The sequence below is a fragment of the Prosthecobacter vanneervenii genome, from assembly GCF_014203095.1.
In the GTDB taxonomy this organism is placed as follows: Bacteria; Verrucomicrobiota; Verrucomicrobiia; order Verrucomicrobiales; family Verrucomicrobiaceae; genus Prosthecobacter; species Prosthecobacter vanneervenii.
This window is the reverse complement of record NZ_JACHIG010000004.1, coordinates 51529-71992: the sequence shown is the minus strand read 5'-3', so window position 1 is coordinate 71992 and position 20464 is coordinate 51529. Positions and strand designations below refer to the sequence as shown.

The window sequence follows — 20464 nt, the reverse complement described above, 5'->3', positions numbered from 1 at the left end:
GATCATCCGTCATGAGGTTTTCTGTTTTCACCGCCGCTCTCTGTCTTGCCACCTCCCTGAAGGCCGAAAAAGTCGGCCCCTGGGACCTGGGTGCACTCAAAAGCAACGTGCCCGCCATGAAGTGGGTGCGGCAGGATCAGCCGATCCATTCGCTGACCTATGCTGGGGAGAAATATCAGGGCAAGGACACGGAGGTTTTCGCCTTCTATGCCTCTCCCGCCACGCTGGGAGAGGCAAAGTCCGGCTCCAAATTCCCCGGCGTGGTGCTCATCCACGGTGGGGGAGGCACGGCCTTTGCCGACTGGGTGCACCTCTGGGCCAAGCGTGGCTACGCGGCCATTGCCATGGATCTGAACGGCTCGCGCCCGCCTGAGGTGGAGTTTGATCCCAAGACTGGCATGGCGATCGGCAACGGGCATCGTGGTGAACGCAAGCGTCTGCCCAATGGCGGACCTGCGCACGGTCATCCGGAGAAATTTGACTGCATTCTGACTCCGGACACGAGCGATGACTGGCCCTTTCACGCTGCTGCCAGCGTGATGAGAGCGCACTCGCTGCTGCGCAGTTTTCCTGAAGTGGACGCAGAGCACACGGCCGTCACGGGCATCAGCTGGGGCGGCTACACCACCTGTCTCGTGGCCTCGCTGGATGACCGATTCAAAGCCGCTGTGCCGGTGTATGGCTGCGGCTTTCTGCATGAGGGCGAATCTGTGCAGAAACCCAGCATCGACAAGCTGGACCCTGAGCACCGCGCGTTATGGGTGAAGGAGTATGACCCCGGCAGCCTGCTGCCGCGCTGCCGTGTGCCCATCCTCTTTGTGAACGGCACCAACGACGTGCACTACGTGCTGGACAGCTACATGAAGAGCTACAATGCCGTGCCCGGAGAGAAGCATATCCGCATCCAGGTGAAGATGCCGCATGGACACCCGCCAGGATGGGCACCGAAGGAGATCGGGCTCTTCATCGACTCGAAATGTCGTGGCGGAGACCCTTTGCCAAATCCGAGTGCACCTGTGGTTACAGGCGACAAGGTCACGGTGAGCTGTGAGAGCAAGATCCCGCTGAAAAAGGCTGAGCTGAACTACACCACGGATACGGGCCTGCGCTCGAAACGCGAATGGAAATCCATTCCGGCTACGATCCAGGGCAGCACCATCACCGCGCCCAAACCGCCTGCTGAAGCGAACACGTGGTTCATTGGCGTGACTGATGAGCGGGATGCAATGGTGAGCACCGTGGTGGAATTGGCGAAATAAGCAGCCCGAACGCAAGACATGTCCGCCTCACCTGCTCCTGCGCAAAAAGTCCGCCTCGTATCCATCGATGCCCTGCGCGGCTTTGACATGCTCATGATTGCCGGGGCGGGACAGGTGATCCATCAGCTGCAAGGGAAAACAGGACTGGCATGGGTGGATGCGGTGGCAGGACAGTTCACGCATCCGGCGTGGTTCGGCTTCACCTTTTACGACTGCTTTTTCCCGCTCTTCCTCTTCCTCGCAGGAGTGTCCATTCCATTTTCGCTGGCCAAGGCCGTGGCGCAGGGCACGCCGAAAGCCGAGCTGTACAAAAAGGCCTTTGTGCGCCTGCTCATCCTCGCAGCGCTGGGATTTCTGGACAAAAACGCGCCGATTCCTTTCTTTGAGCCGCACCACATGCGACTGGGCAGTGTGCTGGGGCGCATAGGTCTGGCAGGCTTTGTCAGCGTGGTGCTGTATTTGAATCTGGACTCCATGAAGCGGCTGTGCGTGGCCGGCGGCATCCTGCTGGCCTACTATGCGGCGCTGTTCCTCGTGCCGGTGCCCGGCTACGGCGCGGGCAATCTCTCGTTTGAAGGCAACCTCGTCGGCTGGTTTGACCGCAGCTTCCTTCCCGGGCGTCTGCTGCAAGGAACGTATGACGAGCTGGGCCTGCTCACGCAGTTTCCGGCCATGTGCCTGACGATGTTTGGCGTCTTTGCCGGGGAGATTCTCAAAGGCGGCACCAGCACGCCATCGGCAAAGTTCCGCCAGCTGCTGCTTGCGGGGGCGGTGTGCCTCGCGCTAGGCCTGCTGTGGAGCCTGCATTTCCCCATCGCCAAGCGGATGTGGACGAGCTCCTTCATTCTGGTGACGACCGGCATCTCTTTCACGCTGCTGGCGGTGTTTTACGGCATCATCGACCTCCTGAACTTCAAGCGCTGGGCCTTTCCGCTGGTGGTCGTGGGAATGAACAGCCTCACCATCTACATGGTGTACCACTTCGTGGATTTTGGCCACACTTCCAAGCTGCTCTTCAGCGGACTCTACCAGCCGTTGGATCCCAAATGGCACAACGTGCTGGAAAGCACCGGCGGCCTGCTGCTGGTGTGGCTCTTTCTTTACGCTCTCTACCGCAGGCAGATCTTCTTCAAGGCGTGAAGGTGGGAGCTTCTGGAAAAACCGAAATTCACTGATGGGTGCGGCACGTGAATGACGTTGCAGCATCTTTATGAAACGAAAGATTTCCCGACGCACCGGACTCAAGCTGATGACGGCAGGCACGCTCATGGGGCTCGCTAGCCGTGATGACGCATCTGCCGCTGCTGCAAGACGCCTCAAAAACGATGTCTGGACCTGGACACACGACCGCGTGTTTCTCGGCGGGCAGTTCTGGGCGAATCCCATGGAAGACTGGCGCGTAAGCGAAGGCGGCGCGGAGTGCCTCAGCATGGGTGGCGGACGCAGCGTGCATTCGCTGACGCATCAGGTGACGGAGAATGGCGACTTCACCATGGAAGTGATCCTGACGCGACTGGAAGCCAGCAAGACCGACGGTGGCGCGGGTTTCCGCATCGGCATTCGCAGCGAGATCAACGAATACCGGAGCAACTGCTTCGTGCAGAAGGGCATCAACGCCGGATGGCAGGGCGACCAGCTCGTTCTAGGCCCGAAGACCGGGCTGGTCAAAGACGGCGGCGTTTTGAAGCAGGTGAAGCTGACGCTCAAGGGCGTGCCTGAAGGTGACAAGTGTGTGCTGACACTCACGGCGTATGGCGTGGACTCCCGTGCTGAACTAGGCGCTGTCTCGCACACATTCGAAGCGGACGCAATTCTCGGCAATGTGTCGATCGCCAACAACTTCGCCGCAGGTGCAGTGGCAGGCGCGAAAAAGAACGCAAACAAGGCCAAGGCTGGAGCAGCAGGCGCAGGGCGCTACCGGTTTCAAAACTGGGATCTGTATGGTGCGGCTTTCACCGTGACGCCGCAGCATTGCTTCGGCCCCTTGCTGTGGTCGATGTACTCCCTGAGCGATTCACGCACGAACGAGGGCTTTGTCCTGAAGCTCAGCGCGCTAACAGCTCCATTGGGGGCCAAGGATAATCAGCTCGTCGAGCTGATGGTGAAAAAGGGCCGTGAATGGGAATCACTTGGCACGGCAAAGCTGGACCCGGATGCCTGGGTGGCGACGTTTCGCATTCCCAAGTGGGATGCAAAACAGGCCACACCGTACAAGGTAGTTTACCGTGAGCAGCACAAGGATGGCGGCGGAGAAACGCTGTATGAGTGGACCGGCAACATCAAGGCCAATCCCGAAGGCCGCCCACTGCGCATGGCGGCGCTGACTTGTCAAAACGACTACGGCTTTCCCTACGCACCCGTGGCGGAGAACCTGCTCAAGCTGGATCCCGATCTCGTTTTTTTCTCCGGGGATCAGATCTATGAGAACCACGGCGGCTTTGGCATCATCCGAGAGCCATCAGAGCGCGCCATCCTGAACTACCTGCGCAAATTCTACCAGCACGGCTGGGCCTTTCGCGAGGTGATGCGAAATGCGCCGACGCTCTGCCTGCCAGATGACCACGATGTTTTTCAGGGGAACATCTGGGGCGAAGGTGGCAAGAAGATGGATGTGGGTGATTCAGGTGCATCCTCAAAGGGCGGCTACATCGAGTCGGCACGAATGGTCAATGCGGTGCACAAGACGAATGTGGCCCACCACCCGGATGCCTATGATCCCAAACCCGTGCAGCAGGACATCAGCGTGTATTACGGAGACATGGTCTATGGTGGTGTGGGCTTTGCCATCATCGCCGACCGCCAGTGGAAGAGCGGCCCCGAGCATGTGCAGACGGGCGCCGGCCGCGCTGACCATGTGCCGGATCCCAACTTTGACACTTCCACGCTCGACAAGCCCGGGCTCGTCCTGCTCGGAGAGCGGCAGGAGGAGTTTCTCAAAAAGTGGGCGCAGGACTGGCGCGGCCACACGCTAAAGGCCGTGCTGAGCCAGACGGTGTTTGCCAATGTAGCGACGCATCACGGCGCCCCGGATGGGTATCTCAAAGCCGATCTCGACTCCGGCAGCTGGCCACAGACGCCGCGTAATCGCGCTGTGGAAATCATGCGCCCTTCCATGGCCCTGCACATCAATGGCGACCAGCATCTCACCACGCTCACACAATACGGCGTGGACAAACAGCGCGACAGCAACTGGTCTTTCTGCACCCCCGCGATCTCTGCTGGCTACCCCCGCTGGTGGCGTCCGGACGAGCTCAAGATGCCGCATCAAAATCGTCCCAAGCACGGTCTGCCGGACACTGGTGAGTTTATCGACGGTTTTGGCAACAAGGCCTATGTCTATGCCGTGGGAAATCCAGCGGTGGGGCAGGCCGCCAATCGCTACGAGAAGGCGCACGAAAAAGGCAGCGGCTTTGGCTTCATCACCTTCGACACAGAGAAGAAGACCTACTTCATTGAATCCTTCCGCTTTCTCATTGATGTGAAAGACGGCAAAACCACAAACCAATTCCCGGGCTGGCCCATGACCATTCAGCAACAGGAGAATCGTGGGGAGAATGTGATCGGGTGATGCCTTGAGATGCAGTATTTGAACGATGCGGGAACTGCGTGCATTTCCTGCATGACATCCTGCTACAAACAGCGAGCATCCGAGCCTCCTTGTTCCGACCCCTCATGCGCCGCCTAGATCAACTGCTCTCCGCCCTCGGCTACTGCTCGCGCAAGGAGGCGATGGCGTTTGTGAAGGATGGGCGGGTGAAACTGGGCGGTGTGGTGGTGAAGCGCTCGGACCAGCGGGTGGATGCGGCGCAGATCACCGTGGATGATCTGCCGCTGGAGGCACCCGACGGTCTGCTGGCGATACTGCACAAGCCCGTGGGCTACTCCTGCACCCACAGCGTGGATGAAGGACCGAACATCTATGAGCTGCTGCCCGCCCATTGGCCGGACAGAAACCCTGTGGTGACAAGCGTGGGCCGCCTGGACAAGGATACCAGCGGACTGCTGCTGGTGTCTGACATCGGAAGCCTGGTACACCGCTACACCTCGCCGAAGTCGGACATCGAGAAGACGTATCTGGTGGAAGTGGACAAGGCGCTGGATCCAGCGCTGAAGGAGGTGTTTGCCAAAGGCGATCTGATGCTGCGCAGCGAGGACAAACCCTGCCTGCCTGCCAGGTTGGAAATTGTCTCAGACCTCACAGCGCGGCTCACGATCACGGAAGGACGGTACCATCAGGTGCGGCGGATGTTTGCCAGTCAGGGCTGGCATGTGGAAAAGCTGCACCGCGAACGCTTTGGACCGTATGAGCTGGGTGATCTGCCAGAGGGAGAGTGGCGGATGCTGGAGCCGATGCGTGGATAGGGGAGCCCCTGATTGCCCTGACGAAGCGCTAAGGATGATCTCTCTTTCGGCAAACACGCTGGTGCAATGCGTGAGGATGCTGTGCCAAAAAATCAGCGCCCAGAGATCCTGGGCGCTGCGAGAGTTGCAGAAGGGCTTTTTAACAGGGCCTGCTGTTAGTGATGATGGCCACCGTGACCGCCGCCACTGAAGCTGTGGCCGCCGCCACTGAAGCTGTGGTCGCCGCCACCAAAGGAGTGGCCACCGCCGCCGCCAATGTGCGGCATGCCACCAAAGGAGCGAGAGCCACCAAAGGAGGGAGCGCTATGGCTGGCGAAGCTGTGGCCAAACGAAGGAGAACTGAGGCCGCGGAAGTTGTTGTGGCTGAAGTTCCCAAAGTTGCCGAAGTTTGTGTGGGCAAACGAGGAGCTGTTCAGGCCACGGAACGCGGTGTGATTCCACAGCGGGGATGAATAGTGGCCTCTGTTGTAAGTGCTGCCATAGGAGCGGAAGGCGCTAGGATAGTAACCCCTGTTATAATAGTTATTATAAACATAGGGCCGCGAGTAACCGCCATAGTAGCTGCTGAGTCCGAGAAGGCCACCACCGTAATAGTTATTATAGTAGCTATTACCAAGGCCGTAGCCGTATGGTGAGTAGCCACCGTATCCTCCGTAACTATAGCCGGGATACCCGTAAATATCACAGGAGGAGAGTGAGAGCGCGGCAACAAGGGCACCGCACAGGAGGAGAAGTTTCGTTTTCATGACACAGAGTTGGACGCCTGCCCACGGGAAGTATTCAGAAAAATAATTTCACATTGATTGAAATCCAATGGCGGCGCGAAGTTGAAGGAGGCATGGAGCCGTTGGATGATGTTCATCCGACAAAGCTTCACTTATCCCCCATGCCCGCCGAATCTGTAACTACCGCCATCCTGTTTACTCTAACTTCTGAAGCGGCGCGGGTGATGGGCTGTCTCATCGAAAAGGAGATCACACTGCCAGACTACTACCCAATGACGCTGAACGCGCTGGTGACAGCATGCAATCAGACGACGAACCGGGACCCGATCGTACGCTATGATGAACGCACCGTACTGCGTGCTCTGGAGATGCTGAAGACCCACGGGTATGTGTTTGAAGTGAACATCGTGGGCGGGCGCACGCTGAAGTACCGGCACAATCTGAAGGGCAAGCTGCCAGGCCTGGAGCGGCAGCACATGGCGCTGCTGTGCATGCTGCTGCTGCGCGGCAGCCAGACCGCTGGAGAGCTGCGCCAGAGAACGGAGAGGCTGTTTGAGTTTCCCGACATGCAGAGCGTGGAGAATGCGCTGGCGGAACTGATCGGCTACAAGGAGGGACCGCTGGTGCAGTGCATCCCCGCAGGTCCAGGACAGCGCGTGGCGCAGTTCATGCACCTCTTTTGTGGAGAGGTGGCTGGTGCGGCCGAGGCTGTGCTAAACTCAGCGCCTGTCACTGCAGCACCGATGACCGAGGAGCCTTCGGATGCCGACTGGCGCGCACGCATGGAGGCGGAGATAGCGCTGCTGAAGGCGCAGGTGTCGCGGCTGCAAACTCTGATTGGGGCGGTGAAGTAAAGCGATCACTCCAGCCGCTTCAAGCTGCCGATGCGGTAGGCACCGCCCAGGAGGCGCATGTTGTCGCGCTCGGCATTGAAGCCATCGAGGTAGAGGATGTGCGGGAAGTCGTTGAGCTCGATAACGTGCACAGTGTCCTTGTTGTTTTTGAAGGCGTCGGCGAGGTCGTTGAGATCTTTGATGACCTGGCCGTTGACCTTGTTGATGACCTGGCCGCCGAGCTTGTCGTAGCCTTGGGCGCTGGGCGTGGGGAGCACGAGGCTGAGGAAGACGAGCTTCCGCCGCCCCTCTTCCTCATACTTGTCAGGATGCGCCGCGATGTGCGCGAGGCGCAGGATGGCGCCGCCGCGCTGCTCATCGCCAAAGGCGTCGAGATACGGACGGGAAAGCTCCTGGAAGAGGAGGCCGCCCATCAGCACGTAGCGAGGGCCTTTGTCAAAGAGGTAGGGCAGCACGAGGAAGTCGTCGGGCTTGCGGCGGGCGAGCTCGCTCTTGAGAACGATTTCCTTGCCCTCACGGATGACTTTGATCTCGACCTTGTCTCCGACATAGGCGCGGCCGCGGACGAGATGGCTGGAGCTCAGGGGGCCGAACTGCGGGTCTTTGTAGTCGCCGCGGGAGTCGATGGAGAAGCCGTTGATAGCCACGAGGATGTCACCCTTTTTCATGCCGGATTTTTCGGCGGAGCCGCCTTTCATGACCGCACTGATGAGCACACCGGGGGCATCTGGCTTGAGGCCGAGGAATTCGCGGAACTGCTCGTCCATGGTGGACTGCATCTCCATGCCGAGGCTGGGAAAGCCCTCGTAGCTGCCATCGGCCACGTCTTTGAGGAAGTGCTCGATGATGGGCGCGGGCAGGATGGTGGTGACCTGGTTCTTGGAATCGTAGCTGAGCAGCAGACCGACGAGCTTACCGCCTTTCACCACAGGGAGGGTGAAGCTGTTGGCCTCGCTGCGGACGATGTTGTTGGCCTCATAGACGAGGAAGCCGGAGCCTTCGACATTGTAGCGGCGGGTGAGCACCTTGCTGATGACGAGGGGGCTCTTGATGAGCTCTCCCACGCGTCCGGCCTGCAGGATGTCCACCTTGTCCTCGATACGGGTGCCGCTGTCCACGGCCATGGGCTTGAGCCCGGCGAAGAAGGCCTTCTGCTTGTCCGAGGCCGGGGACTCCAGCAGCGCCAGATTGGCCTCATAGTCCACCGCTACGACCTTGGCAGGGACCTTCTGCCCGTTCTCCGGCAGCTCCAGCTCGATGTAGGTGGCATTGGCCACCATCTGACCGGTGACGAGTACGCGATTGCCTGCCAGCACCACACCCAGGCCACGACGACCGGAGGGTGACTCCTTCTGCCATGGCAGATGCAGGCTGTAGGGCTGGGAGGTGGCGTTCACCTTCACGAGGGAATTGCTTTGCACCACCTGCTGAGGCACGGCCGCGCCGTTCTCTGCAGGAGCAGCAGCGCGTTTCTTTTTCGGTGCATCGGCCGAGGGTGTCTGCGCGGAGAGCGCGCCGGCACCGAGTGTGAGAAGGAGGAGAGGGAAAAACGGGGAGAGCTTCATGGAGGCGTCGAGGCTGGAAGGTTCGGAAGGCGGTGCTGTTATTCGTCTCCGAGATAGGAGTCCTCCTGGATGTTGTAGTTCTGCATGATGCGCTTGTGGGCGGCCTCGGCGAGCTCGCGCTTGAGCACGAGCGGGCGGTTTTTCTCCAGCAGAGAGATTTCGATGAAGGGCTTTTCCTTCTTGGCCAGGGCGGTCTGCACGTCCTTGAGGGAGCGGATCTTCACACCATTGATCTCATCCACGATGCTGTGCGCGTAGGGGGTGATCCAGGTGTTCACCTCATCCGGCAGCACATTGGTAAGCACCACGGGCTCCGGACGCTCGACATAGAGCTTGTCGGTGAGGAAGTTGTCGAAAACATAGCTCACGGTGTCATCGCGAATCTGGTGGGCATCCACAAGGTTGCGGTCCAGCGGCTGGAAGACGAGGCCTGCATTGACGATATAGCGCGGGCGCTGGTTGTACTGCGCACCGAGGCGCACATAGGGGTCAAAGCGCTTGAGCGTGACCGTGGCCTCCTTCTTTTTGCCTTCACGCAGGTACTTCACCTTGATGGTGTCTCCAGCGAACTTGCGTTCCACGATTTCGTTCATGTCCATGAGCTCGCCTTCGAAGCGGACGAGGCCGTTGTTCATCACCGGATTGTCATCAATGCTGAGAATGACATCGCCGATTTTGAGCACCTCGGCCACGCTGCCCTGAGGCTCCACATCTCCCACCAGCACGCCGACACCGTCGCCGTTGATGCCGAGGGCTTTGGCCTGCGCGGGGTTTTCGATGGGGAAGTCGCTAGCAGCGAGGTCCACGTAGTGGTCGTAGCGACCGTCTTCGATGTCCTTGAGGAAGCGCTTGATGACCGGGACAGGGATCATGTAGCCGACATTCTGCGCCACCCGGCCGCTGAAGCCTTGGAAGGCCACGCCCACCACCTTACCGGACTGCATCACGGGGCCGCCGGAGTTGCCGGGGTTGATCGCGGCATCCACCTGAATGGCCAGATGGGAATCCACACTGGTGTGGCTGTAGGGGCGGAAGTCGATGCGGGAGACGACACCACGTGTGACGGAGATGCGATCGCCGCCGATGGGGTAGCCGATGGCAATGACCTCGGTGTTGAGCTGAGGAATACCGCCGAAATCGAGCGGCTTGAGCTTGTCGAAATGGCTGCCGTCCTCGGCTTCGATCAGGGCGAGGTCACAGTCATGCGCGATGTGGACGATCTTGGCCGCGTGCGGCTCAGGGTCGTTGGTGGTGCGGATGAGGATGCGCGTGGCGTTGCTGACGACGTGCGCATTGGTCAGAAAGCGGTTTTTGCCGATGAGGAAGCCGGTGCCGCTGCCACCGCTGGGCTGGCCTGCATTCCATGGCTCGCGATAATCTGGCATGAGCACGGAGACATCGATATTGACGATGCCCTCCCATGCCGAGGTGGAGGTGTCGACCGCCTGGGTGACCGCAGGGGAAGGTGAGGCGGGCTGTGCTCTGAGTACATCAGGCAGCAAGACCAGGGCGGGGACGAACAGGAGCGGGCGTATGTTCATGCAGGTGACAGGATGTCACAAACATACGCAGCCCGCCCCCTCTAGCACAAGTTTGCTAAAGAAATAATCGCTATCGGCGCTGACCCTACTTCGCGGCCTTGGCCTTCTTCTTGGCCTCGTTGGCTTTTTTCGCCTCCATCAGCTTCTTGAGATCTTCCGCACGTTTGGCGTTCTGGGCCTCGGCGCTGTTCGGATTGGCCGGATCGGTGATCATGGGGAAGTCATCGGTACGGAAGGGGGTGACGGGCAGGCCTTCGGCGGAATAGACATTGCAGACCGGATTGTCTGCCCAGGCGTAGCGCACAGCAACGGGCTTGGTGATGCCCTCAGCGCTGACTTCGATCTGGTTGGTGCCTTTCTTGGAGCCGCCGATGATGCTGGCCTTGGCCCAGACCCATTTCTTGTCTTCGCCGCAGATGGCAAAGCCTTTGACATCGTCGGTGTCCACGGTGCGCAGGCCCTGCGGGGCGTAGTCGAAGGTGAGGAGGGCTTTACCGCCTTCAAATTTGGCGTCCTTCAGCTCGGGGCTGCGATAGACAAGCTGCTGGCCATAATCCTGCACCAGCGCCCAGCGGGCGAGGCGCTCGGCCACGTCGCGCTTGTTTTTAGGATGGATGTCGTTGGCTTCACCAAGGTCAGTGATCACGCACTGGCCAGTGTGCGGCAGCTTGCGGATGGTGAGGGTCTGCGCCTCGCGCAGCTCAGCCCAGTCGCTTTCCACGGGCTCGGTCTTGTAGGCCTTGTAGTCGGCCAGCTGCACCCAGTAGAAGGGGAAGTCTCCCTGCTTCCACTCCTTGCGCCAATGCTCGATCATGAAGGGGAAGAGATCGCGGTATTCCTTGGCGCGGCTGGCGTTGGACTCGCCCTGGTACCAGATGGCGCCTTTGATGCCATAGCCGATGGTGGGATGAAGCACGCCGGCATAGAGGTTGCCGGGGCGATGCTGGCCGGTCATGGGATTCTGCGGCGGGCGGGGAGCCTGAGCGGTGAAGTATTTGCCGGCCTTGAGGGCTTCGGCACGGGCTTTGGTCCATTCAGCCAGCTTCGTCTTGTGATCGGCGACTTGCTTGTCGAAAGCCTCCTGGGTGAAGGTGGACTCCGTCTGCTTCCAGCGGGCGATGATGGAGGCGAATCGCGGATCTTTTTCCAGCACATCGCGCTTCACCCAGGCCTCGCAGGCGCTGCCACCCCAGGCGTTGTCGATGAGGCCGACGGGGACGCCAAGCATCTCCCGCAGCACGCGGCCAAAGTGGTAGCCCACGGCAGTGAACTGCGCCGCACTGGTGGGGGTGCACTCCTCCCACTGGCCTTTGAAGTCATTCTGAATCTCCTGCGTACCGACCTGCGGCACGGAGATGAGGCGCAGCTGGGCGTCCTTGGCCTGAGCGATGTCGAGATCGGCATCCCAGGTGCTGTTGAGGTTGAAGCCCATGTTGGACTGGCCGGAGCAGACCCACACCTCGCCCACGAGCACATTTTTCAGCTCCTTGGCACTGCTGCCTTTGATGGAGATGGTGGCCGGCTGCGCATTGGCGGGCACGGCGTCCAGCTTCACGGTCCATTTACCATCGGCACCGGCCTTGGCGGTCTTCGTTTGGGGGCCAAACTTCACTGTCACCTCGGTGCCCGGAGCGTCCCAGCCCCAGAGCGGATTGGCCTGCTTCTGCTGCAGCACCATGTTGTCGCCAATGATGGCGGGGAGTTTCAATTCCGCACGGGCGGAGACGGCCAGGAGGGAGAGGAGGCAGAGGATGCGCATGGGTCGGGAAAAGGGAGGGATGCTGGGAACGCTGTGGGAATACGAATCATTGCAGCAGGATGCAAGGATTGTGCTGCATAGGCTGCGAAGCGTGTGCTAGTTTTTTGCGTGATCCGCTTCGCACTCGCAGCCGCACTCCTGATCTCCCTCGCCGCCTGCGGGCGTTCGCGACCGCGTGCGGACCTAGTGTTCATCAATGGCGCAGAGCCGGAGAGCATCGATCCGCATGTGGTGACAGATCAGGTGGGCATGCGCGTGGCCTCGGCGCTGTTTGAGGGGCTGTGCCGGATCGATGAAGCAGGCAAGCCGCAGCCTGGCCTGGCGGAGCGCTGGGAGGTGACACCTGATCGCAAGACCTACACCTTCCACCTGCGCCCAAACACGGTGTGGAGCGATGGAACGCCGCTAGGCACGCAAGACTTCATCTACTCATGGCAGCGTGTGCTCACGCCAGAGTTTGGCGCGGATTACGCCAGCCAGCTTTATGTCATCAAGAATGCACGCGCCTACCATGAGGGCACGCTCAAGGATTTTACGCAGGTGGGTGTGACGGCGGTGGATGACCGCACGCTGCGGGTGGAGCTGGAAAACCCCACGCCCTACTTCATCGACCTCTGTGCTTTCACGACGCTGTATCCGGTGCCGAAGAGCGTGATCGAAAAGCATGGCTCGGCGTGGATCAAACCAGGCACACTCGTAAGCAACGGAGCTTACACGCTAGGGGAATGGCTGCTGGACGACCGCATGTCCCTGCGCCGCAACGAGCGCTACTGGGACGCAGCCAATGTGTCGATGAAGAGCATCGATGTACTGCCGATCTCGGAGCCGAACACGGCGATCAACTACTTCCTCACCGGCCAGGCAGACCTGATCGTGGACAAGGGCATGGTGCCCACCTCGCTGACGGCGAAGCTCAAGCAGAAGCCCTACTTCCACACGGGCCCGTTTCTCGGCAGCTATTTCATGCGCTTCAATGTGACACGAGCGCCGTTTGACAACCCGAAGATCCGGCTCGCGTTCTCACTGTCGATCGACCGCAAACGGGTGACGGAAAAGATCACGCAGCTAGGAGAACTCGATGCTTACAGCCTTACCCCTCCCGGCGCGGGGCAGAACTATCAGCCGCCTCGCGGACCGGATTTTGACCCCGAACGAGCGCGCAGGCTGCTCGCTGAAGCAGGCTATCCAGGCGGCAAAGGTTTTCCGCGTGTGGAATACCTCTACTTTCCCAAGCCGGTCGAGCGCAACATCGCCGTGGAGCTGCAGGCCATGTGGCGAGAGCACCTCGGCGTAAGCGTGGACCTGGCCAAGCAGGAATGGAAGATCTACCTGGACTCCATGAAGGGGAAAAACTACCAGCTGTGCCGCAGCAGCTGGGTGGGTGACTACAACGACCCGGGGACATTTCTGGAGATGTTTCTCTCCGTCAGCGGCAACAACGCCACCGGTTGGGCAAGCACGGCATACGATAACCTCATCGCCGCCGCCGGACGCGAGGCGGACCTGGGCCAACGCAACAGGCTCTTTCAGCAGGCCGAGAAGCTCCTCGTCACAGACGACTGCGTGATCATGCCCCTCTACCACTACGTGGGCGTGCAGTTTTACCATGCCGACCGCCTCAGCGGCGTGCAGGCCAACATGATCGATGATCATCCCTTCCGCTGCATGCGGTGGAAGTAATCACTTTGCCACAGCCGCCACGGCGATGCCGACTTCCACGGTAGGCTCCATGGCGTCGCTCATAGGAGGCTCTGTGGGTGAGCCATTGGCAGACTTGAGGTCTCGGCCCACGGACCAGATGAGGCCGCTGGTGCGGTTGTAGAACAGCGGCGCGCCAGAGTAGGGGTCTACGGGAACATCGAGGAGAAAGTTGAAGGTGCGCAGTTCTTCGAGGCTGGCCGGCACAGATTTCTTTTCGGCGATACAGCGCCGCACGGCGAAGAGGGTGATGATGAGGTTTGCGCGGGCGCGTGCCAGACCCAACTCGGCAGGCATGGGCGTGTAGAGCCTCATCCGCTGGTGGTAGTAGGCGAGACCAGAGGAGTTGGGCTGGTAGGAGGCTTCACTGTTGATGGACTCCTTAAGCCGAACCTCGGAGGTGAGGGCAAGGGGAGAGGGCACCTCGGCCTTGATCTGCCGGAATGCGGTGGCGAAATGCTGCAGAGTCTCATACGGCTTGAAGAAAAGCCGTCCGGGACGTCGCAGTGCCACGCCGCCGGGCATCGTATCCAGACTCTCTCCGCTCTTGGGACCGAGGATGAGCTTCTTTTCATGCACGTAAAAAGCGCTCATGGCCCCCACGAGCATCTCCGCCGTGGGCTGGCAGACGCTGAACTGACGCTGGAACTGACGCAGGGTGGCCTCAGGCAGCCGTGTCTGCCGCAGCAGGTCTGCCATGGTCTGGGAAGCGAGCGCCTGCGCCTGAAGCGCCTGCCGGTAGCAAGACGGCCAGGCCCAGAGCTGCTCCAGCCGCCAGCCGAGCTCGGCGAGGTCGATGGCGGCGGTGAAGGCGGAATCCTCCTGCATACGCCGGGAAAGGTAGGCGGCCTCAGCCTGCTTGAGCACCATGAGCTGCCGCCAGCGTGGATCAACACAAGGGTCTGCGGCATGCCATGAAGCGTGCGCGGGATGCCAGTCGGCGTCTTCCAGCAGATCGCGCAGGTTTTCGAGCGCAAGACCGTTGGCCTGCACCACGCGGGAAAGCGTGGGGGTGTCCCACAACCAGGGGGGGGTGCCTTGCTGCTGACCATCATCAAAAGGCACCAGGGAACCGAGGAGTTTGCGCAGCTTTTCGGGCGTCTGAATCGTGGCCGCCTGATCGACCGGCCGGTTGACCAGAAAGTCAGTGTCCAGACCTGGCGTCTGATCGTCCACATACAGCCAGATGATGAAGACAAAGGCGAGGAGCCCCATGCTGAGAATGATGAGGGTGGGCCAGGAGGCCTCGCTCTCGCCACGTGGTGGAGGCTGGGCTTTTTTGACGAGCCGTGAGGGCGGCGCCTGCCTTGGTATGAAGTCGTCTTTTTCCACCTCACTGACCGGCTGCCTCTGCGCGGGTGACGAAGCAGCAACAGGAGGAGGCATGGCCTGAGGCGTGTGCACCGGAGGAGTCGCAGCTTTTTTCGGCTCTGCAGGACGAATCCGCTTTCCCTTTGGCGCATCCATCCACTCCAGATCCAGCTCCCAGGGAGACGCCCACGTGCCAGCCGCCTCGCCGCTGCGGGCGGGCTTGTCGGCGGGAGTTTCTGGCGGCGTGTGGGGCCGGATCATGTGCTGCAGTATGAACGCACTCCTACGAGAGGGCAACGTGCGTCATTGCACAGCCGCCCAGACGGGGCGAAAACTAGAGCCAGCCCCAGCCCGCATGGATTCGTCTTCCGCATCTGCTCCCGCCAATGCCATCATCACGCGTTTCTTCGTGGAGCATCGGCTGCTGGGGTGGCTGTCCATGGCGGCGGTACTCACCTGGGGCTGGCTCTCATTTCAAAGTCTGCCACAGCAGGAGGACCCCACCTTTCCGACACACGATGCAGTGCTGGTGACTGTGCACCCGCTGCTGACTGCCGCGCAGATGGAGCAGGAGGTGACAGCCCCGCTGGAAGCCGCGCTCAAACATCTGCCCACGCTGGAAAAGCTGCAGTCTCAGTCGCAGGACAATGTGTCCACCATTGTCATCAGACTCTACACCGACCGCAAGAAAGCGATTGATGAACAGTGGCGGAAGACACGCGAGATTTTGAAGACGGTGAAGCTACCGGAAGGCAGCCTGGAGCCGCGCCTGGAGACGGACTACCAGCTGCCCGCCACTCTGCTTTTTGCGGTGCTGGGAGAAAAAGCTGTGAGCGGTGCGGATGAGATCGAGAGGGCGCTGAGGACGGTGCCGAGCAGCGGGCGCATCCGGCAGTTTGGGCATGCGCCGGAGATGATCGCCTCTTTTGAGGACATGGTCGCTGCTGGCTACAGCGTGCGCACGCTGCACCGTGAAAAAGATGGCCAGCTGCAGCCTGCCGAGAGCGTGCTGGTGGCGGTGGAGATGAAGGCGGGAAACATCATTCATGATTTCAAAGATGCGGTGCTGGCGAAAATCGGCGGGCTCAAACTGCCCGAGAGTGTGAAGGTGATCACTGTCTCCGACCAGCCTGCAGCCACGGCGCACCGCATTGGGGAATTCCTGCGCTGTTTCATCGAGGCCGTCGTGGTGGTGGTGCTGGTGGCGCTGCTGCTGATGGACTGGCGCACGGCCTTGGTCGTGGCCGTGGCCATCCCGCTTACAATTGCAATGACGCTGGGCGGCATGGCGGCGCTGCATGTGCCGCTGCAGCAGATCTCCATTGCCGCGCTGATCATCTCCCTGGGCATGCTGGTGGATGATCCGGTGGTGGCCTCGGACGGGATCAACCGCGAGCTGGCAGACGGGCAGCCGCGCGGCATCGCCGCCTGGCTGGGCCCCTTCAAGCTGCGGCGAGCCATCTTTTTTGGCACGATCATCAACATCGTAGCCTTCCTGCCGCTGGCCCTGCTGCCGGGAGACATGGGTGCCTTCATCATCTCGCTGCCCGTGGTCATCACGCTGGCGTTGGTCTCTTCACGCATCGTTTCCATGACCTTCATCCCGCTGCTGGGCTACTACCTGCTGCGCGGGCAGAAAGGATTCGATGCCGTCAACGGCTCGCACCCGCTGCACCGGCTCATTCCGTTTTACAAAAACGCGCTGCAGTTCGCGCTGCGCAGGCCGCTGCTCACGATCATTGCCGCCTACGGCCTGCTGGGTGCCAGCACGGCGCTCATCCCGTTTTTTGGCAAGCAATTCTTCCCCGTGGCGGAGCGCAATCAGTTCCTGATCGACCTCCGCCTGCCGGAGGGAAGCAGCATCGAGCAGACGCGGAAGGTCACCGCACAAATCGGCGACAGGCTGCAAAAGGAGGAGGCGGTGCAAAGCGCGATCCTCGTCAGCGGCGGCGGCACGCCGATGTTTTACTACAATGTCCTGCCGCGTCAGCCTGCGGCGAACGTGGCCCAGGTGCTGGTAAACACGCGCCATGCGGAGGATGTGCCCGCACTGATCGTGCATCTGCGCGAGGTCTTTGACCGCGAGATCAAGGATGCACTCTGCCTCGTGAAACAGATCGAGCAGGGGCCTGCGCTGGAAACGCCGATCCAGATCGAAATAAGCGGAGATGACATCCCGGCCAAGATCGCGCAGGTGCGTCAGGCGCTGGTCGATGCGGGAGCCTACAAGGTGCATGATGACTCGGGCATCATCACGCGCATCAACCAGCAGCGCACGGTGACGGTGAAAGCCATGGCCCCTTTCGGCACACTGGCCTCAGGCATTCTGACCAAGGCGCGCACTGCCTTCCCCGCCTCCGGCATTGCCTTCGGTGGCGAGGAACGCGAACTGACCACCAGCCAGCGGGAGATGGAACGTGTGCTGAAAATCTCTCTGGCGCTGATCGCACTGGCGATGATGATACAATTTCGCTCGTTCATGAAATCGGTGGTGGTCATGCTGACCGTGCCGCTGGGATTGATCGGCGCGTTTGCCGGCATGGCCGCCACGCATGCGTCCTTCGGGTTCATGGCGCTGATCGGCATCGTGAGTCTGGCAGGCGTCATCGTCAGCCACATCATCGTGCTTTCGGATTTCATTGAGGAAGAACGCGCCGCTGGCATGGAGCTGGAGCCTGCACTCATGCAGGCCGCGCTGGTGCGCCTGCGTGCTGTGCTGGCCACGGTGTTTGCCACGGTGTGCGGACTAATCCCTCTGGCCGTGACTGGCGGTGAGCTGTGGCGGCCGCTGACAGCGGTGCACATCTTTGGACTGCTGTTTGGCACCGTGCTCACGCTGGTGCTGTTGCCCGTACTTTACCTCCAGTTTGCCCGATGGCGCTGGATCAAGTAGCCGAGAAAATCAGCGCCACATTCGAGCCGCCAAAGCCGCTGGAGTTGCTCATGGCCACACGCGGAGCCTGATCGGTCGGGCTGGTGAGGATGGACACGCCTTCGCTGGCGGGATCGAGATTCTGGATCTTGGCGGAGATAGGCATGAAGCCCTCACTCAAAGCCAGACAGCTGATGCCCGCCTCCAGCGCACCTGCGAGGCAGAGGCCGTGGCCGGTCAGTGCCTTGGTGCTGCTGACCTTGGGGCGTTTGTCTCCAGTGAAGACGGTCTTCAGGGCGCTGAGTTCGGCGATGTCTCCGGCCTGGGTGGCCGTGGCGTGGGCATTGATATAATCGATCGCTTCCGGAGCGAGGTCCGCGTCCTGCATGGCATTCGTCATGGCGCGTGCGAGTCCGCTGCCGGAGGGATCGGGTGCGACGACATCATAGCCGTCGGAGCTCTGGCCCCAGCCTTTGACCTCGGCATACACTTTGGCGCCACGCTCGGCAGCCAGTTCGGCCTCTTCGAGCACGAGCACCACTCCGCCACCGGTGATGATGAAGCCATCACGACCTGCATCAAACGGACGAGGAGCCAAAAAAGGATCGCTTTGCGAGCTAAGTGCACGCAGGGAGGCAAAGGGGAGAATCGTGTGGATCTGCTGCGCATCCTCAGCACCGACGACAAACATGCGCTTTTGCCGGCCCAGGCGGATCATGTCGCAGGCGTGGCCGAGGGCGTGGGAGGAAGAGGCGCAGGCGCTGTTAAAGGCCAGCGTGGCTCCTTTGATGGCAAAGCGTGCGGTGAGATTGAGGTGCAGGGAATTCGGCATGCCAGCGATGACGACCGGTGCCGAGGTGCGGGCCGGGCCTCGCTTGAGCACGGAGTCCATGGCCAGATAAGTCATCCAGGGTGAGCCTGCGGAGGCGCAGTAGAGCCCGGTCTGCGGATCTGAAACCTGCTCGGGGAGCAGTCCAGAATCGGCGATGGCCTCCTGCATGGCAGCGGTGGCAAAGACCGAGTTGGGCACCATGGTGCGCAGCTGGGCGCGGTTGAGCTGCACGTGGGATGGGAAGGTCCAGTCGAGTGGGTCGGAGGAGGGGAAATCAAACCCCTTCACTGTGCCCGCCAGTTTCACACGGTCATTGGCTGCGGCCAGCTCAGGCACAAACTCAATGCCGGAGCGTGCTTCGCGCAGGCTCTGGGTGACTTCGGCACGGTTGTTGCCAATGCTGGAGATGAAGCCCAGGCCTGTGACGACGACGCGCTTCATGAATGGCTGGCGCCGAGTTTGGTACGCAGGAATTTCTTCAGGTCGCCCAGAGTGCTGATGCTGCCCATCTCCTCGGTAGCGATGGTGAGGCCGAGCACTTCCTCGGCCGTCATCACCACTTCGATCATGCCAAAGGAGTCCATGCCGATGTCATCGACCAGCTTCATATCGTCCGTGACGGAGGCCATGCCATCCGGGCGCGGGTTGGCGGCGTCACGCTCCAGCACGCCGAGGATGATAGCGGGCAGTTCATCGAGGTTTTTGGTCTCGTCGAATCGAATGGCGGCCGCCAAAGTCTCCGCGCTGCAGCGCTTGAGGGATTTGGCGAGTTCTTGCTGGCGTTCTTCGCTTACAGGCATGGGCGGTGTTTAATCAATTCTGGTGCCGGTTCAACGCTTTTCGGCACTGAAGACTCCGTAACGCTGGATGCCCAGCTCGTAGGCCAGCCAGATGCGGAACAGTGTCAGGGCAAAAATGCGGTTCGGATTGCGGGAACTGAACAGGAAACGGCGGTAGCGCGATTTCGTCAGCAGCCCCTTTACTGTGCGCAGGGCGCAGAGCGGCCAGGTACGTTTCACCTGCGGGGCGTAGTCTTTGAACTGATATTTCACAAAGCCTGCGCCCTCAGTGGCAGCGCGGAATTCGCTCTCTGGCCTGACGCCGGCAATTTGAGCCTCGCGCGTGATGGCATCGATGAAATGCCGCCGGGCAAAGGTGTCGGGATTTTCACAAGACATCCAGGCGGTGGCCACCAGGCGGCCGCCTGGCTTCATGACCCGGTAGCATTCACGGAAGAAGCCGGGCAGGTCGGGCATGTGCTCCAGACTTTCAACGGTCTGTACGATGTCGAAGTGGTTGTCCGGCAGCTGGTTGTCATACCAGTCCCGCAGCATGAAATGGGTGAGTCCGGGCACTGAATTGTGCTTTTCGGCATATGCAACCTGCACAGCGGATATGGTCATGCCGGTGATGTCGACACCGTGCTTCTGCGCCAAGATGCGGGCGGTGGTGCCGTAGCCGCTGCCGATGTCGCAGACCTTCAGACCAGGGCTGTGATGGCCGAGGTCGGCGACGATTTTGACCAGATTTTCAGCGGCTTCAGTGTCGGTCTCCTTACCGGTGAACCAGACGCCGTGGTGGATGTGCTCGCCCCAGATTTCTCGGTAAAACTGGTCGAGGTCGTCGTAGTGGGAGGCTGCGCCTTCGATGGTGGAGATGTAAGTAGAGGAGTCGGACATGAGGCAA

15 protein-coding genes are annotated in these 20464 nt (G+C 60.7%); 7 read left to right on the top strand and 8 right to left on the bottom strand.

Annotated features, from left to right (window positions below; all coding sequences use genetic code 11):
• Positions 1-11: 11 nt before the first annotated feature.
• The 4 genes from HNQ65_RS10400 (at position 12) to HNQ65_RS10385 (ending at position 5621) form a co-directional block, all read left to right on the top strand.
• Positions 12-1259, top strand: coding sequence for a PhoPQ-activated protein PqaA family protein (locus tag HNQ65_RS10400; protein ID WP_184339467.1), 1248 nt, complete (start codon positions 12-14; stop codon positions 1257-1259).
• Between the two features lie 18 nt (positions 1260-1277).
• Positions 1278-2399 carry an acyltransferase family protein gene (locus HNQ65_RS10395; protein ID WP_184339466.1) on the top strand — a complete coding sequence of 374 codons (1122 nt, stop codon included), beginning with the start codon at positions 1278-1280 and terminating at the stop codon, positions 2397-2399.
• A 70-nt stretch (positions 2400-2469) separates the two neighbouring features.
• Positions 2470-4827 carry an alkaline phosphatase D family protein gene (locus HNQ65_RS10390; RefSeq protein ID WP_184339465.1) on the top strand — a complete coding sequence of 786 codons (2358 nt, stop codon included), beginning with the start codon at positions 2470-2472 and terminating at the stop codon, positions 4825-4827.
• A 104-nt stretch (positions 4828-4931) separates the two neighbouring features.
• Positions 4932-5621, top strand: coding sequence for a pseudouridine synthase (locus HNQ65_RS10385; protein ID WP_184339464.1), 690 nt, complete (start codon positions 4932-4934; stop codon positions 5619-5621).
• A 155-nt stretch (positions 5622-5776) separates the two neighbouring features.
• Here HNQ65_RS10385 and HNQ65_RS10380 read toward each other — a convergent pair whose 3' ends face one another.
• Positions 5777-6367, bottom strand: a complete 591-nt coding sequence (locus tag HNQ65_RS10380; RefSeq protein ID WP_184339463.1) for a hypothetical protein — start codon at positions 6365-6367, stop codon at positions 5777-5779.
• 140 nt (positions 6368-6507) lie between these two features.
• Between HNQ65_RS10380 and HNQ65_RS10375 the strand changes: the two genes are divergently transcribed.
• Positions 6508-7200 carry a YceH family protein gene (locus HNQ65_RS10375; RefSeq protein ID WP_184339462.1) on the top strand — a complete coding sequence of 231 codons (693 nt, stop codon included), beginning with the start codon at positions 6508-6510 and terminating at the stop codon, positions 7198-7200.
• A gap of 5 nt (positions 7201-7205) precedes the next feature.
• Here the strand turns inward: HNQ65_RS10375 and HNQ65_RS10370 are convergent, their stop codons facing one another.
• The 3 genes from HNQ65_RS10370 to HNQ65_RS10360 form a co-directional block, all read right to left on the bottom strand.
• Positions 7206-8765, bottom strand: coding sequence for a S1C family serine protease (locus tag HNQ65_RS10370; RefSeq protein ID WP_184339461.1), 1560 nt, complete (start codon positions 8763-8765; stop codon positions 7206-7208).
• Positions 8766-8803: 38 nt separating this feature from the next.
• Complete coding sequence (locus HNQ65_RS10365; RefSeq protein ID WP_184339460.1) at positions 8804-10306, bottom strand: S1C family serine protease; 1503 nt, start codon at positions 10304-10306, stop codon at positions 8804-8806.
• A gap of 85 nt (positions 10307-10391) precedes the next feature.
• Positions 10392-12065, bottom strand: a complete 1674-nt coding sequence (locus HNQ65_RS10360; RefSeq protein ID WP_184339459.1) for a sialate O-acetylesterase — start codon at positions 12063-12065, stop codon at positions 10392-10394.
• Positions 12066-12173: 108 nt separating this feature from the next.
• Between HNQ65_RS10360 and HNQ65_RS10355 the strand changes: the two genes are divergently transcribed.
• A complete protein-coding gene (locus HNQ65_RS10355) occupies positions 12174-13745 on the top strand; it encodes a peptide ABC transporter substrate-binding protein (RefSeq protein WP_343076556.1) in 1572 nt (523 codons plus the stop codon).
• Here HNQ65_RS10355 and HNQ65_RS10350 read toward each other — a convergent pair whose 3' ends face one another.
• Complete coding sequence (locus tag HNQ65_RS10350) at positions 13746-15335, bottom strand: hypothetical protein (RefSeq protein ID WP_184339457.1); 1590 nt, start codon at positions 15333-15335, stop codon at positions 13746-13748.
• Positions 15336-15429: 94 nt separating this feature from the next.
• Between HNQ65_RS10350 and HNQ65_RS10345 the strand changes: the two genes are divergently transcribed.
• Entirely contained in the window at positions 15430-17967 is a 2538-nt protein-coding gene (locus tag HNQ65_RS10345) for an efflux RND transporter permease subunit (RefSeq protein ID WP_184339456.1), read from the top strand.
• Here the strand turns inward: HNQ65_RS10345 and HNQ65_RS10340 are convergent.
• From HNQ65_RS10340 to HNQ65_RS10330, 3 genes are read right to left on the bottom strand one after another with little or no spacing between them, the layout of a single operon-like run.
• Positions 17960-19219: a beta-ketoacyl-[acyl-carrier-protein] synthase family protein gene (locus HNQ65_RS10340; protein ID WP_184339455.1), complete on the bottom strand. Its 1260-nt coding sequence runs from the start codon at positions 19217-19219 to the stop codon at positions 17960-17962. The genes HNQ65_RS10345 and HNQ65_RS10340 overlap by 8 nt on opposite strands.
• Positions 19216-19578: an acyl carrier protein gene (locus HNQ65_RS10335; protein ID WP_184339454.1), complete on the bottom strand. Its 363-nt coding sequence runs from the start codon at positions 19576-19578 to the stop codon at positions 19216-19218. Before HNQ65_RS10335 ends, HNQ65_RS10340 begins: the two co-directional genes overlap by 4 nt.
• A gap of 30 nt (positions 19579-19608) precedes the next feature.
• The gene (locus HNQ65_RS10330; protein ID WP_184339453.1) at positions 19609-20457 is read right to left on the bottom strand and encodes an SAM-dependent methyltransferase; all 849 of its coding nucleotides are present in this window, start codon (positions 20455-20457) and stop codon (positions 19609-19611) included.
• Positions 20458-20464 lie beyond the last annotated feature (7 nt).

What these genes read in the sequence shown, in the direction of transcription:
- HNQ65_RS10400 (WP_184339467.1), top strand. Translation starts at nt 12, where the DNA reads ATGAGGTTTTCTGTTTTCACCGCCGCTCTCTGTCTTGCCACCTCCCTG.
- HNQ65_RS10395 (WP_184339466.1), top strand. Translation starts at nt 1,278, where the DNA reads ATGTCCGCCTCACCTGCTCCTGCGCAAAAAGTCCGCCTCGTATCCATC.
- HNQ65_RS10390 (WP_184339465.1), top strand. Translation starts at nt 2,470, where the DNA reads ATGAAACGAAAGATTTCCCGACGCACCGGACTCAAGCTGATGACGGCA.
- HNQ65_RS10385 (WP_184339464.1), top strand. Translation starts at nt 4,932, where the DNA reads ATGCGCCGCCTAGATCAACTGCTCTCCGCCCTCGGCTACTGCTCGCGC.
- HNQ65_RS10380 (WP_184339463.1), bottom strand. Translation starts at nt 6,367, where the DNA reads ATGAAAACGAAACTTCTCCTCCTGTGCGGTGCCCTTGTTGCCGCGCTC.
- HNQ65_RS10375 (WP_184339462.1), top strand. Translation starts at nt 6,508, where the DNA reads ATGCCCGCCGAATCTGTAACTACCGCCATCCTGTTTACTCTAACTTCT.
- HNQ65_RS10370 (WP_184339461.1), bottom strand. Translation starts at nt 8,765, where the DNA reads ATGAAGCTCTCCCCGTTTTTCCCTCTCCTCCTTCTCACACTCGGTGCC.
- HNQ65_RS10365 (WP_184339460.1), bottom strand. Translation starts at nt 10,306, where the DNA reads ATGAACATACGCCCGCTCCTGTTCGTCCCCGCCCTGGTCTTGCTGCCT.
- HNQ65_RS10360 (WP_184339459.1), bottom strand. Translation starts at nt 12,065, where the DNA reads ATGCGCATCCTCTGCCTCCTCTCCCTCCTGGCCGTCTCCGCCCGTGCG.
- HNQ65_RS10350 (WP_184339457.1), bottom strand. Translation starts at nt 15,335, where the DNA reads ATGATCCGGCCCCACACGCCGCCAGAAACTCCCGCCGACAAGCCCGCC.
- HNQ65_RS10345 (WP_184339456.1), top strand. Translation starts at nt 15,430, where the DNA reads ATGGATTCGTCTTCCGCATCTGCTCCCGCCAATGCCATCATCACGCGT.
- HNQ65_RS10340 (WP_184339455.1), bottom strand. Translation starts at nt 19,219, where the DNA reads ATGAAGCGCGTCGTCGTCACAGGCCTGGGCTTCATCTCCAGCATTGGC.
- HNQ65_RS10335 (WP_184339454.1), bottom strand. Translation starts at nt 19,578, where the DNA reads ATGCCTGTAAGCGAAGAACGCCAGCAAGAACTCGCCAAATCCCTCAAG.
- HNQ65_RS10330 (WP_184339453.1), bottom strand. Translation starts at nt 20,457, where the DNA reads ATGTCCGACTCCTCTACTTACATCTCCACCATCGAAGGCGCAGCCTCC.